The 12,907-nt window shown below is 62.1% G+C and carries 11 protein-coding genes; 4 read left to right on the top strand and 7 right to left on the bottom strand.

Annotated features, from left to right (window positions below; genetic code table 11):
• Window positions 1-97 precede the first annotated feature (97 nt).
• Together uraD and puuE are read right to left on the bottom strand one after the other, a co-directional pair.
• The gene (uraD, locus tag FEM01_RS14985) at window positions 98-613 is read right to left on the bottom strand and encodes a 2-oxo-4-hydroxy-4-carboxy-5-ureidoimidazoline decarboxylase (RefSeq protein WP_138220262.1); all 516 of its coding nucleotides are present in this window, start codon (window positions 611-613) and stop codon (window positions 98-100) included.
• On the bottom strand, window positions 613-1,539 hold the full coding sequence (gene puuE, locus FEM01_RS14980) for an allantoinase PuuE (protein ID WP_138220261.1): 927 nt from the start codon (window positions 1,537-1,539) through the stop codon (window positions 613-615). The genes uraD and puuE overlap by 1 nt, the downstream gene beginning before the upstream one ends.
• 386 nt (window positions 1,540-1,925) lie before the next feature.
• On the opposite strand from puuE, the gene uraH reads away from it, so the two are divergent.
• Both uraH and FEM01_RS14970 read left to right on the top strand, forming a co-directional pair.
• Complete coding sequence (gene uraH / locus FEM01_RS14975; RefSeq protein WP_138220260.1) at window positions 1,926-2,279, top strand: hydroxyisourate hydrolase; 354 nt, start codon at window positions 1,926-1,928, stop codon at window positions 2,277-2,279.
• Window positions 2,280-2,460: 181 nt separating this feature from the next.
• Window positions 2,461-3,228: an RHS repeat-associated core domain-containing protein gene (locus FEM01_RS14970; protein WP_138220259.1), complete on the top strand. Its 768-nt coding sequence runs from the start codon at window positions 2,461-2,463 to the stop codon at window positions 3,226-3,228.
• 112 nt (window positions 3,229-3,340) lie between these two features.
• Here the strand turns inward: FEM01_RS14970 and FEM01_RS14965 are convergent, their stop codons facing one another.
• On the bottom strand, window positions 3,341-4,690 hold the full coding sequence (locus FEM01_RS14965) for an NCS2 family permease (protein ID WP_138220258.1): 1,350 nt from the start codon (window positions 4,688-4,690) through the stop codon (window positions 3,341-3,343).
• 354 nt (window positions 4,691-5,044) lie between these two features.
• Between FEM01_RS14965 and FEM01_RS14960 the strand changes: the two genes are divergently transcribed.
• Entirely contained in the window at window positions 5,045-5,800 is a 756-nt protein-coding gene (locus tag FEM01_RS14960; protein WP_138220257.1) for a GntR family transcriptional regulator, read from the top strand.
• Window positions 5,801-5,851: 51 nt separating this feature from the next.
• Here the strand turns inward: FEM01_RS14960 and guaD are convergent, their stop codons facing one another.
• The 4 genes from guaD to xdhA all read right to left on the bottom strand — a co-directional run bounded on the left by guaD (window position 5,852) and on the right by xdhA (window position 11,988).
• Entirely contained in the window at window positions 5,852-7,156 is a 1,305-nt protein-coding gene (guaD, locus tag FEM01_RS14955) for a guanine deaminase (protein ID WP_138220256.1), read from the bottom strand.
• 10 nt (window positions 7,157-7,166) lie between these two features.
• Window positions 7,167-8,012, bottom strand: coding sequence for a xanthine dehydrogenase accessory protein XdhC (gene xdhC, locus FEM01_RS14950; RefSeq protein WP_138220255.1), 846 nt, complete (start codon window positions 8,010-8,012; stop codon window positions 7,167-7,169).
• A 129-nt stretch (window positions 8,013-8,141) separates the two neighbouring features.
• The gene (gene xdhB, locus FEM01_RS14945) at window positions 8,142-10,541 is read right to left on the bottom strand and encodes a xanthine dehydrogenase molybdopterin binding subunit (protein ID WP_138220254.1); all 2,400 of its coding nucleotides are present in this window, start codon (window positions 10,539-10,541) and stop codon (window positions 8,142-8,144) included.
• Window positions 10,534-11,988, bottom strand: a complete 1,455-nt coding sequence (gene xdhA, locus FEM01_RS14940) for a xanthine dehydrogenase small subunit (protein WP_138220253.1) — start codon at window positions 11,986-11,988, stop codon at window positions 10,534-10,536. Before xdhA ends, xdhB begins: the two co-directional genes overlap by 8 nt.
• Before the next feature lie 259 nt (window positions 11,989-12,247).
• On the opposite strand from xdhA, the gene FEM01_RS14935 reads away from it, so the two are divergent.
• The gene (locus tag FEM01_RS14935) at window positions 12,248-12,907 is read left to right on the top strand and encodes a GntR family transcriptional regulator (RefSeq protein WP_138220252.1); all 660 of its coding nucleotides are present in this window, start codon (window positions 12,248-12,250) and stop codon (window positions 12,905-12,907) included.

Here is a 12,907-nt window from a genome sequence, read left to right as displayed (position 1 = left end):
CTTCTGTATGTTCGTTTTTATCGATGTTGGGTGGACCGGCCAGCCAGGCCCTGGGTGCGCTCGCGTCACGCACTCGGGCCAGGCTTGCCTTGAGTCCTCAAAGCTGCAAAAGGCGGAACAGGGCGATCAGGTTGATCTGCGCCAAGGCTTCCTTGAACTCGGCATCCTGGTCGTTGTGGATGCGCTTTTCGAAGGCGGCCAGGATCTGGTGCCGGTTGCTGCCCTTGACAGCCATGATGAACGGGAACTGGAACTTGGCCTTGTAGGCGTCGTTGAGTTCGGTAAAACGGGCAAACTCTTCGGCGGTGCACTGGTGGATGCCGGCACCGGCTTGCTCGTTGGTGCTCGATTCGGTCAACTCGCCCTGGATGGCGGCTTTACCGGCCAGGTCCGGGTGCGCATTGATCAAGGCCAGTTGCTCGGTTTGGCTGGCGCTGAGCAGGATATCGCTCATGCGCTGGTGCAACGCCTCGACCTCGTCCAGCTCGGCCAGCTGGCCCAGGTCATAGGCTTTTTCGGCGACCCACGGCGAATGCTCGTAGATGTCGGCGAACGCCTCGACGAAGGCCGCGCGGCTTAGGGTGGAGGGCTTGAGGGTCTTGAAGGCGGTCATCAGGCGTTCTCTTTCTTGTACGGGTGGGTGGCGTGCCAGTGGCGTGCGATGTCCACGCGACGGGCGAACCAGACCTGTTCATGGCTCTTGGCATAGTCGACGAAGCGCTTGAGCGCGGCCAGGCGCGCGGGGCGGCCGACCAGGCGGCAGTGCAGGCCGATCGAGAGCATTTTCGGCGCCTCGGCACCTTCGGCGTAGAGCACGTCGAAGGCATCCTTGAGGTACTGGAAGAACTGCTCGCCGCAGTTGAAACCCTGTACCTGGGTGAAGCGCATGTCGTTGGTATCCAGGGTGTAGGGGATCACCAGATGCGGCTTGCCGGTGGGGTTGTTCGGCTCCCAGTAGGGCAGGTCGTCGTCGTAGGTGTCGCTGTCGTACAGGAAACCGCCTTCTTCCATCACCAGGCGACGGGTGTTCGGCCCGGTGCGGCCGGTGTACCAGCCCAGCGGGCGTTCGCCGGTGAGGTCGGTGAGGATGCGGATGGCTTCGAGCATGTGCTCGCGCTCTTGCGCCTCGTCCATGTACTGGTAGTCGATCCAGCGGTAACCGTGGCTGCAGATCTCGTGGCCGGCCTGGGCCATGGCGCGGATCACATCAGGATGGCGCTGGGCGGCCATGGCTACGGCGAAGATGGTCAGTGGCACACCGCTGTCCTTGAACAGCTTGAGCAGGCGCCAGACGCCGGCGCGGCTGCCGTATTCGTAGAGCGATTCCATGCTCATGTTACGCACGCCCTGCAAGGGCTGGGCAGCGACCATTTCGGAGAGGAAGGCTTCGGATTCCTTGTCGCCGTGCAGGATGTTGCGTTCGCCACCTTCTTCATAGTTGAGCACGAAGGACAGTGCAATGCGGGCATTCCCCGGCCATTGCGGATGGGGGGGATTGTTGCCGTAACCGATCAGGTCGCGAGGATAGTCAGCGCTCACTGCAGTCTTCCTTCTTGTGCGTTAGTGCGGGGTGGGTGCGCCGCGTCGGGATGTCGCACCACCAGATGGGATGATTGTATACAACTTCTTAAATCTTTTGTAAGCCTGTTTTTCTGCATTTCTTCCCATCCGTCGTGCCGAAAAGCCCTGCAAGAAACCTGCCTGAATGGTCAGTTAATGCTGTTGGCACCGGCATGGGGCCTTGTTCAGCGATGGCTGGCCCCGTTTTGGGGCGGCTGCGCGAAGCGGCGCGGAAGGGTTCAAAAAATTGTGTACAATTTATTGATAAACTGTCTTAATGGCTGCATTCGCGCTCACCGCAGGCTCGGCGCCGGTTGGCTGGCGTGTATTTTCTGCCCACGCATATGACAAGAGGCGACAAGCACATGGGACGTTTGACCACACACGTACTGGATGCCGCGCACGGCTGCCCGGGCAGCTCGATCAAGGTCGAGTTGTACCGTGTCGAAGGCCAGCAGTTGGAACTGGTGCACACCGCCCTGACCAACAGCGACGGCCGCGTCGATGCGCCGCTACTGCAGGGCGACGACTACCGGACGGGCGTCTACCAATTGCAGTTCAGCGCCGGTGACTACTACCGCGCGCGCGGTGTGAAACTGCCGGATACCGCGTTCCTCGACGTGGTGGTACTGCGCTTTGGCATCGATCAGCAACAGGAGCACTACCACGTGCCGCTGCTGATCTCGCCGTACAGTTACTCGACCTACCGTGGAAGCTAGTTGGTCGCTAGAAGAATCTTCGTAGGTCCTTGGCCCGCTCTCACACTGGCGGGCTTTTTTTCGTTTGCTGTTTCTCCGACTTCAAATGGCATCATCGAGGTGACTGACATTTCTGTCAGTAGCCACGTTTGGGTGCATTGGTCATCATCGGGTCTCCTGTGGCAAGTGAAGAGCACGGCCAATGAACACTGCGTATTCACCCTATGGTTACAGGCGCACTCAACCAGCGCCGATCACGGTATTGGGTTTCACAGGCCAGTTTCTTGACGGTGTGCTGCAATGCCACGCACTCGGAAATGGGCGCCGTCTGTACAGCCCTTGTTTAATGCGGTTCATCAGCCCAGACGTTTTGAGTCCGTTTCTCAAGGGGGGGATCAATGCCTACGCTTACTGCCTGAATGACCCTGTCAATGGGCTGGACCCCACTGGCAATTGGCCCATTTTCAGGAACGGTGCCCGACCAGTGGGTCGTTTGGTTCAGCGGGTCGCCAGTCTTTATAAGTCGCTCACCGAGGACAGGGGGCTCACGAATAATCAATACTGGAACATGGCCGAGGAGATGGCTCATGCGAAAGCACAAGTTAAAAAAGCCTCGACCCAGTACAGGGTGGTCACGAGCAAAAGCGGCTTTGAGCAACTGGATCCAGGGCTGAATCACAAGTTTGTATTCACCCAAGAGGAAAAGTTTGTCGTGTTCAGCAGCCGGGATGATCCCACGATGCCTAGCCACGGCAGCCTTGCCGAATTTTCGGGGCTGGGTTATGGCACGAAAGGCCTTGGGGAGAGCGTAATCAGCGCCGGGTATGTCTTTATCGGTGATGGAGGTAAGATATCCCTCAATAATCATTCTGGTCACTTTCAGCCCCCCTTCGAGAATCTATATAAATTAAGCGGTTTCTTGGAGGGCATCGGTGTTGAGGTCAATTACATCCGAGCTTTCGGGTCTTGATATTTAGTGAATTCGCCGGCTGTTTTAATAGCTGGCTCGCGCATTGCCTGTAATGGAGGCACGCGCCAGTTGACAAAGGGGCGCGCAAGCGCCCTTTGCTGAAGCGAGGGCCTCAGAGAAACACGAACTTGGCAATGAAGATCACGCACAGCACCCACAGGCTGGCGGAGATTTCCTTGTACTTGCCCGTGCCCGCCTTCAGCGCCACGTAGCTGATGAAGCCCAGCGCGATACCGTCGGCAACCGAGAATGTCAGCGGCATCATGATCACCGTGACGATTGCCGGAATGCTGTCGGTGGCCTCGTCCCAATGGATGTGCGCCATGCTGCCCATCATCAGCATCGCCACGTAGATCAGCGCACCTGCTGTTGCATAGGCCGGAATCATTCCGGCCAGCGGGGCGAAGAACATTGCCGCGACGAACAGCAGGCCGACCACCACGGCCGTCAGGCCGGTACGCCCACCGGCCGCGACACCGGCAGCGCTTTCCACATAGCTGGTCACCGGCGGTACGCCCACCGCGGCGCCGAACACGCTCGACGCGCTATCGGCCTTGAGCGCCCGTGACAGGTTTTCGATGCGCCCATCCGCGGCCACCAGCCCTGCGCGCTGGGCCACGCCCATCAATGTGCCGGCGGTGTCGAACATGTGCACGAAGAGAAACGCCAGCACCACGCTGATCATGCTCACGTTGAACACCCCGGCCACGTCCATGGCCATCCAGGTCGGCGCCAGGCTTGGCGGCATCGACAGCACCCCTGCGAACTGCACCAGCCCCAGGCCCCAGCCGGCCAGGGTCACGCTGATGATGCTGATCAGAATGGCGCCGAACACCCGCTTGTAGCTGAGGATCGCGATCATCAGGAAGCACAGCGCCGCCAGCAGCGGCGCGGGCTCGTGCAGCGAGCCGAGCTTGATCAGCGTGGCCGGGCTGTCGACGACGATACCGGCGGTCTTCAGGCCGATCAGCCCGAGAAACAGCCCCACGCCTGCGCCCATGGCGTGGCGCAGGCTGACCGGAATGCTGTTGAGCAGCCATTCACGCACCCGCGAAAGGGTCAGGAACATGAACAGCACGCCCGAGATGAACACCGCCCCCAGCGCGGCCTGCCAGGTGTAGCCCATGGTGCCGACCACGGTGTAGGTGAAGAACGCATTGAGCCCCATGCCCGGCGCCAGCCCTACCGGCCAGTTGGCGTACAGGCCCATCAGCAGGCAGCCCAGGGCGGCAGCGATGCAGGTGGCGACGAACGCTGCGCCGTGGTCGATACCAGCGTCGGCCATGATGTTGGGGTTGACGAAGATGATATAGGCCATGGTGATGAAGGTGGTCACCCCGGCGATCAGTTCGGTCTTCACGGTGCTGCCGTGTCGCTTGAGTTTGAAAATCCGTTCCAGCCAGCCCGTTTCGAGCGGTGGGGCGAGATCCAGCGTAGGTGCTTCGGATTTGCGGCTTTCCACAGCGAGTACTCCTCAATCTTTCTTGTTGTTCGAAGCCGGATCCTGAGCGATGCACTTGGGGGCTTCGTGGGAGAGGTGTGGCAGACGTCCGACCATTTTGTTGACTGCCGGGTCAGGAAGTTGCTCGCAGGATTATGCTTTTGTGTACAAAGAATGCAAATAATGTTTTATCTTTCCTGCGCAGAAACTGCCGTACAACGGCTATATAGGTAAAAGGCCACCTGCAGAAACGGGGCAGCCTGTGTACAATGGCGCCATACCTTGGCCTACCAACAACTCCCGGACTTGCCATATACCCGCTGACAGGCGTTACAGTCACGGTTCGACTGGCAGATCCTTCGTGCTCGAGAGCCCATGAACGAACAGCTGCAACCTCTGAAAAAACCTGCGCGCACCGGCAAGGCCGGCCGCAGCGGTACCCAGGACGATATCGTCTACGCGCACATCTTCGAGGCCATTCTCGAACAGCGCCTCGCGCCGGGCACCAAGTTGAGCGAGGAAGCGCTGGGTGAGATCTTCGGTGTCAGCCGCACCATCATCCGTCGCGCACTGTCGCGCCTGGCCCACGAGAGCGTGGTGCTGCTGCGGCCCAACCGCGGCGCGGTGGTGGCCAGCCCAACGGTCGAAGAGGCCCGCCAGGTATTTTTCTCGCGACGTATGGTCGAGCGCGCCATCACCGAGCTTGCGGTGCAGCACGCCACTCACGAGCAACTCAACGAGCTGCGCCAGATGGTGCGCGAGGAGCGCGACAGTTTCTCGCGTGGCGACCGTGGCGCTGGCATTCGCCTGTCCGGCGAGTTCCATCTCAAACTTGCTGAAGCCGCTGGCAATGCACCGCTGGTGAGCTTCCAGCGCAGCCTGGTGTCGCAGACTTCGCTGATCATCGCCCAGTACGAAAGCGGCAACCGCTCGCACTGCTCCTATGACGAGCACATGCAGCTGATCGATGCCATCGAGGCACGCGACGCGCAGCAGGCAGTGAACCTGATGATGCACCACATGGACCACATCGACAGCAAGTTGAACCTGGACGAAGACAGCGCCTCGGACGACCTGCACGCGGTGTTCTCGCACCTGCTGAAGAAGCCCAAGGCTGCCGCCAAGGGTTGATCGTTTGCCTGGTTGACTGAAATGGGGCCGCATAGCGGCCCCTTCGCGTTTTTAGCGCTGGTGCACGCAGCGACCGGCGGCATAGGTTTCGCGCACCGTGCGGTCATCGCCCAGAGTGGTCAGCACGAACAAGGTTTCCTCGATGCTCTTCGATTGCTGAATGCGGTAGTCCAGCAGCGGCGTTGCCTGGTAGTCGAGCACCACGAAGTCGGCGTCGTTGCCGGGACGCAGGCTGCCGATACGCTCGTCCAGGCGCAGTGCCCGGGCCCCCCCCAAGGTGGCCAGGTACAGTGACTTGTACGGGTGCAGGCGCGCGCCTTGCAGCTGCATCACCTTGTAGGCCTCGTTCAGGGTATTGAGCAGCGAGAAGCTGGTGCCTGCGCCAACGTCGGTGCCTAAGCCGACATTGACCTTGAAACGCTCGGCCTGGGGCAGGTTGAACAGCCCACTGCCCAGGAACAGGTTGGAGGTAGGGCAGAACGCCACCGCCGAACCGGTCTCGGCCAGGCGCTGGCACTCCTCGTCGCACAGGTGTACCCCGTGGGCGAACACCGAGCGTTCGCCGAGCAGCTCGAAGTGGTCGTAGACGTCCAGGTAGCCATTCTGCTCGGGGAACAGTGCCTTTACCCAGTCGATCTCCTTGAGGTTCTCCGACAGGTGGGTGTGCAGGTACACGCCAGGGTGCTCCTTGAGCAACTGGCCGGCCGCGCGCAGTTGCTCGGGGGTGCTGGTCGGCGCGAAACGTGGCGTCACGGCGTAGTGCAGGCGGCCCTTGCCGTGCCAGCGCTGGATCAGCGCCTTGCTGTCGCGGTAGCTCGACTCGGGGGTGTCGGTCAGGTAGTCAGGGGCGTTGCGGTCCATCATCACCTTGCCGGCGATCATCCGCAGGTCCAGGCGCTCGGCCTCCTCGAACAAGGCATTGACCGATTCGGGGTGTACGCTACCGAACACCAGCGCGGTGGTGGTGCCGTTGCGCAGCAGCTCCTTGAGGAAGATCTTCGCCACCTGGTCGGCATGCGCCTTGTCGGCAAATTGCTTTTCGCAGGGGAAGGTGTAGGTGTTCAGCCAGTCCAGCAGTTGCTCGCCATACGAGCCGATCATGCCGGTCTGCGGAAAGTGGATGTGGGTGTCGATGAAGCCGGGGGTGATCAGGGCGTGCTGATGGTGCACCACCTCGATGTCGGCATCCAGCGTCGGCAGCAGCTCACTGGCATGGCCGAGTGCGCTGATGCGACCGTCGTCAACCACCAGCAGACCGTCTTCATAGTACTCGCAGGACGCTTCCAGGCCGACCTCGGCAGGGTCGGCAACGCTGTGCAGGATGGCGGCTCGGTAGGCTTTGCGGGTTGCGCTCATAAGGCTCTCGTCAAACGGCTTGGCTGCGCCGCGAGGCGGGCAGCAGTTGGGCAATCGGGCCTGAGTTGGCGCCAGCGTCGTGCTGGCCGAAACAGGCGTTGTAGGTGGCAATGATTTCTGCGGCGATGGACACAGCGATCTCGATCGGCAGCTTGCCCTTGACCTCGGCCAGGCCCATTGGGCAGCGCATGCGCGCCATCAGGGCGTCGTCGAAGCCGCGTTCGCGCAAGCGGTGTTCGAACTTGACGCGTTTGGTCTTCGAACCGATCAGGCCGAACCAGGCAAAATCGTTGCGCCTGAGGATGGCGGCGGTCAGTTCCAGGTCGAGCGCATGGTTGTGGGTCATGACGATGCAGTAGCAGCCCGCAGGCAGCTCGGCCACTTCGTCGACCGGCTCCTCGCTCACCACCTGGGTCACACCGGCGGGGATGTGTTCAGGGAATTCCTGCTCGCGCGAATCGATCCAGCGCACCCGGCAGGGCAGGGCCGCGAGCAAGGGTACCAGAGCACGGCCCACATGGCCTGCGCCGAACACGGCGATCTCAGCCTGCACGCCGGTCATCGGCTCGAACAGCAGCACCGTGGCGCCGCCGCAGCACTGGCCAAGGCTCGCGCCCAGGCTGAAGCGCTCCAGGTGCGGAGTCATGCGGTGTTCTTCGAGCATCTGCCGGGCGATGTGCAGCGCCTTGAACTCCAGGTGGCCGCCGCCGATGGTGTCGTACAGCGCGCTGGCGCTGACCACCATTTTCGAGCCGGCATTGCGCGGGGTCGAGCCGCGCTCCTCGATGATGGTCACCAGTACGCAGGGTTCGCCGCGCGATTGATGGTCGGCGAGGGCGTTGATCCATTGGTGCATGATACTGCCTCTCTCAAATGCGGCGCGGTCCCTTGTAGGAGCGGCCTCGTGCCGCGAAAGGGCTGCACAGCAGCTCTAATCGTCATGACTGCACAGGCCCTGGGGCCGCTCCTACAGTGGCCAGCGGTGTCAGTGGTTAACGGGTTCCAGTTGCTGCTCTGCAGGTTGCGCGGCAGCCACTGCCTTGCGCATCTGCTCGCAGCCCCAGAGCACCCGCTCCGGGGTCGAGGGGGCGTCGATGTTAGGCTGCACGCGATAGTCGGCGATGCTTGCCACGGCATCCTTGATCGCGCACCAGGCGGCGATGCCGAGCATGAACGGCGGCTCGCCCACGGCCTTGGAATGGAACACCGTGTCCTCAGGGTTCTTGCGGTTCTCCACCAGTTTCACGCGCATGTCGATCGGCATGTCGGCCACTGCCGGGATCTTGTAGCTGGCCGGGCCGTTGGTCATCAGCTTGCCCTTGGCGTTCCAGACCAGTTCCTCGGTGGTCAGCCAGCCCATGCCCTGGATGAAGCCGCCCTCCACCTGGCCAATATCGATGGCCGGGTTCAGCGAATCGCCCACATCATGCAGGATGTCGGCACGCAGCATCTTGTACTCGCCGGTCAAAGTATCGACGATCACCTCCACGCAGGCGGCGCCGAAGGCGTAGTAGTAGAACGGCCGGCCACGGGCCTGGGTACGGTCGTAGAAGATTTTCGGCGTGCGATAGAAACCGGTGGTCGACAGCGACACCTGGGCAAAGTACGCCAGCTGCACCAGCTGTTCGAAACTGACGATCTGGTCGCGCACGCGCACATGTCCGTTGCGAAACTCGACGTCTTCCTCGGTCACGTTGTAGTGCCGGGCGGCGAACTCGGTCAGGCGTTTCTTGAGGATTTCGGCGGCGTTCTGCGCGGCCTTGCCGTTCAGGTCGGCGCCACTGGATGCGGCGGTCGGCGAGGTGTTGGGCACCTTGTCGGTGTTGGTGGCGGTGATCTGGATGCGGCTGATATCCACTTGGAACACCTCGGCCACCACCTGCGCGACCTTGGTATTGAGGCCCTGGCCCATCTCGGTACCGCCGTGGTTGAGGTGGATGCTGCCGTCGGTATAGATGTGGATCAAGGCGCCAGCCTGGTTGAGGAAGGTGGCGGTGAACGAGATGCCGAACTTCACCGGGGTCAGCGCTAGGCCTTTTTTCAGCACCGGGCTGTTGGCATTGAAGCGGCGGATCGACTCGCGGCGCTCAGGATAGTCGCTGCTGGCTTCGAGTTCGGCCGTCATCTCTTCGAGCATGTTGTGCTCGACGGTTTGGTAGTAGTGGGTGACGTTGCGCTCGGTCTTGCCGTAGTAGTTGGCCTTGCGCACCGCCAGTGGGTCCAGCGCCAAGTGGCGGGCGATGTGGTCCATCACCTGCTCGATGGCGACCATCCCCTGCGGGCCGCCGAAACCGCGATAGGCGGTGTTGGAGGCGGTGTTGGTCTTGCAGCGGTGGCCGTGCACCGTGGCGTCGCCCAGGTAGTAGGCGTTGTCAGCGTGGAACATGGCGCGGTCGACGATCGAGCCGGACAAGTCTGGCGAGTAGCCGCAGTTGCCGGCCAGGTCGAAGTTGATCCCGTGCAGGCGACCGCTGTCGTCGAAGCCCACGTCGTATTCGACGTAGAACGGGTGACGCTTGCCGGTCATCATCATGTCTTCGACACGCGGCAGGCGCATCTTGGTGGGCTGGCCAGTCAGGTGCGCGATCACTGCGCACAGGCACGCCGGGCTGGCCGCCTGGGTTTCCTTGCCGCCGAAACCGCCGCCCATGCGGCGCATGTCCACCACGACCTTGTGCATCGGCACATCCAGGACCTCGGCTACCAGCTTCTGCACCTCGGTGGGGTTCTGGGTGGAGCAGTACACGATCATGCCGCCGTCTTCGCCAGGCATTACCGAGCTGATCTGGGTTTCCAGGTAAAAGTGCTCCTGGCCGCCGATATGCAGGCTGCCCTGGATACGGTGCGGCGCGCTGGCCAAGGCGGCCGCTGCGTCGCCGCGCTGGTGGGTATGGCTGTCGAGTACGAAGTGCTTGTTACGCAGGGCCTGGACTACATCCAGCACAGGCTCCAGGTCTTCATATTCGATGATTGCCGCCATGGCCGCACGGCGCGCGGTATCCAAGTCACGTGCCGCTACCGCGAGCACCGGCTGGCCGAAGAATTCGACCTTGTCGATGGCCAGCAGCGGGTCGCCTGCCACCACCGGTCCGATGTCTTTGAGGCCCGGGATATCTTCATGGGTGATGGCGATGCGCACCCCCTCGAACTGGTAGCAGGGGCGTGTGTCGATACGCAGGATGCGTGCGTGGGCACGGTCTGCGGTGCGCGCGAACACGTGCAATTGATTGGGGAATTCCAGGCGGTCGTCGATGTACACCGCTTCACCGGCCACGTGCTTGTCGGCGCTTTCGTGCTTGAGGCTGCGGCCGACCCCGGTGGTCAGGTCCTGGCTGAACAATGCGGCCATTTCGGCCTGGCTCTTGACGGCATGATGGTTAGACATAGGCGGTCACCCGGGTTTCGATGTGCGGCGATTGCAGTTCGATGAAGTACTTGCGCAGCAGGTTTTGCGCGGTCAACAGGCGGTATTCGCAGCTGGCGCGGAAATCGCTGAGCGGGGTGAAGTCCTCGGCCAGGGCCTGGCAGGCGCGCTCCAGCGTGGCCGGGTTCCAGGCTTTTCCGCGTAGCGCGGCCTCACAGGCGCGGGCGCGCTTGGGAATCGCGGCCATGCCGCCGAAGGCAATGCGCACACCGCTGACCATGCCATTTTCCAGGCTCAGGTTGAACGCCGCACACACCGCAGAAATATCATCGTCCAGGCGTTTGGACACTTTGTAGGCGCGGAACGTCCAGTCGTTGCTGGCGCGCGGCACGATGATCTTCTCGATGAACTCGCTGTCCTGGCGCGCGGTGATGCGGTAGTCGATGAAGTAGTCTTCCAGCGCCAAGGTGCGCTGGCGTTCGCCCTGGCGCAGGACGATCTGCGCATCCAATGCAATCAGCAGGGGCGGTGAGTCACCAATCGGCGAAGCATTGCCGATGTTGCCGCCCAGGGTACCCTGATTGCGGATTTGCAGTGACGCGAAGCGGTGCAGCAGCTCGCCGAAGTCGGGATATTCCGCGTTGAGTGCCGCGTAGCAGTCGGTCAACGGGGTGGCTGCGCCGATTTCCAGGTGCGTGGCGCTGCGTTCAATGCGCTTGAGTTCGGCGACGTGACCGACGTAGATCATCACCGGCAAGCTGCGATGAAACTGGGTGACTTCCAGCGCAAGATCGGTGCCGCCCGCCAGCAGGCGCGCTTCGGGGTGCGAGCTGTACAGCTCGGCAAGGTCAGCCACGGTCAGCGGCACCAGGCAGCGTTTGTCGCCGCTGTTGAGCTCGCCGGTCTGCTGCGGGGCAATGGCCTTGAGGCGGGCGATGGTCTGGGCCTGCTGGGCGTCGAACGGGTCGCGACAAGGCTGGGCGCAGGCCTGTTCGGCGGCCGCGAGGATCGGCCGGTAGCCGGTGCAGCGGCACAGGTTGCCGGCCAGTGCTTCCTGGGCTTGGTGCAGGTCGTGACCGGTGCTGTTCTTTTGCAGGGCGAACAGCGACATGACGAAGCCTGGGGTACAGAAGCCGCATTGCGAACCATGGCAATCAGCCATGGCTTTCTGCACGCTATGCAGCTCGCCTTGGTGCTTGAGGCCTTCGACACTGATCAACTGCTTGCCATGCAGGGACGAGACGAATGTCAGGCAGGAATTGAGGCTGCGGTAGCGCAGGCTGTCCCGGCCTTGGTCGTCTTCGACCAGCTCGCCGACCACCACGGTGCAGGCACCGCAGTCGCCGCTGGCGCAGCCTTCCTTGGTGCCGGTTTTGCCCAGGTGCTCGCGCAGGTATTGCAGCACCGTCATGTTCGGGTCCAGGGCGTGCTCGCTGTGCAGCGCCTGGTTGACGAGAAACTGGATCACGGGGAAGGCCTCGCAATGGTTTTATTGTTGTTCGGGCGGACTCTAAGCAACCGCTGAGCACAAGGTCAATGATTTTCTGACTCAAAGGTCAAGATTTTGCTCGAGCACTACCCGAATCGCGACAATGCACTGTTTTCCCAAGCATAGTTCGCGCCGCACGGAAGAGTTGACCTGGCGGTCACACAAAGCACATCGCGCAGGATGCAAGTGCGCTACAATCGCGCGCTTGTGCACAGCCTCCCGATTACGAAGGAAAACCATGACGTTCAAGGCGCCGGACAGCCTCTCCGAGCAAATTGCCCACTACCTGGCCGAGCGGATCATCCGCGGCGAACTCGCGCCCGGTGAGCGCATCCAGGAGCAGAAGGTCACCCAGGCCCTCAACGTCAGTCGAGGCTCGGTGCGTGAGGCGTTGCTGATCCTCGAACGGCGCCATTTGGTGGCGATCCTGCCGCGCCGTGGCGCGCATGTGACCGAATTGGACGAACACAACATCCGCAGCCTGTGCACCTTGATGGGCGAGCTGTACATCCTGCTGGGCAATGCGGTTGCACAACATTGGCGCCTGGAGGCTGACCTGCGCCCGTTTCTGGACATCCAGCAGCGTCTGCAAGCGGCCCACGCATGCCAGGACATCGAGGCATTCGTCGCCGACAGTTTCGCAGTGATGCGCGCGGCGTATCCGTTCGCCAACAACCCGTACCTGCAAGAAACCGTCGAGAACCTGCACCCGGCCATGAGCCGCGCCTACTTCCTGGCGCTGGACCAGCGCCAGGCCAACATGGCCGATTACCTCGACCTGTTCGCGCGCCTGTTGCAGGCAGTGGTCGCGCGTGACCTGCCGGCCATCCGCGAAGTGCTGGCAGCCTATTGCCAGCGCAGTTGCGAGTTGGTGCTGGCGGCCATGGCGCGGGTCTGA

This window comes from Pseudomonas mosselii (assembly GCF_005796105.1).
GTDB lineage: Bacteria > Pseudomonadota > Gammaproteobacteria > Pseudomonadales > Pseudomonadaceae > Aquipseudomonas > Aquipseudomonas mosselii_C.
This window is presented reverse-complemented; position numbering and strand designations above follow the sequence as displayed.

Excerpts from the sequence above, each read along its gene's own strand:
- uraD (WP_138220262.1), bottom strand. The coding sequence starts at position 613 with ATGACCGCCTTCAAGACCCTCAAGCCCTCCACCCTAAGCCGCGCGGCC.
- uraH (WP_138220260.1), top strand. The coding sequence starts at position 1,926 with ATGGGACGTTTGACCACACACGTACTGGATGCCGCGCACGGCTGCCCG.
- FEM01_RS14970 (WP_138220259.1), top strand. The coding sequence starts at position 2,461 with ATGAACACTGCGTATTCACCCTATGGTTACAGGCGCACTCAACCAGCG.
- FEM01_RS14960 (WP_138220257.1), top strand. The coding sequence starts at position 5,045 with ATGAACGAACAGCTGCAACCTCTGAAAAAACCTGCGCGCACCGGCAAG.
- guaD (WP_138220256.1), bottom strand. The coding sequence starts at position 7,156 with ATGAGCGCAACCCGCAAAGCCTACCGAGCCGCCATCCTGCACAGCGTT.
- xdhC (WP_138220255.1), bottom strand. The coding sequence starts at position 8,012 with ATGCACCAATGGATCAACGCCCTCGCCGACCATCAATCGCGCGGCGAA.
- xdhB (WP_138220254.1), bottom strand. The coding sequence starts at position 10,541 with ATGTCTAACCATCATGCCGTCAAGAGCCAGGCCGAAATGGCCGCATTG.
- FEM01_RS14935 (WP_138220252.1), top strand. The coding sequence starts at position 12,248 with ATGACGTTCAAGGCGCCGGACAGCCTCTCCGAGCAAATTGCCCACTAC.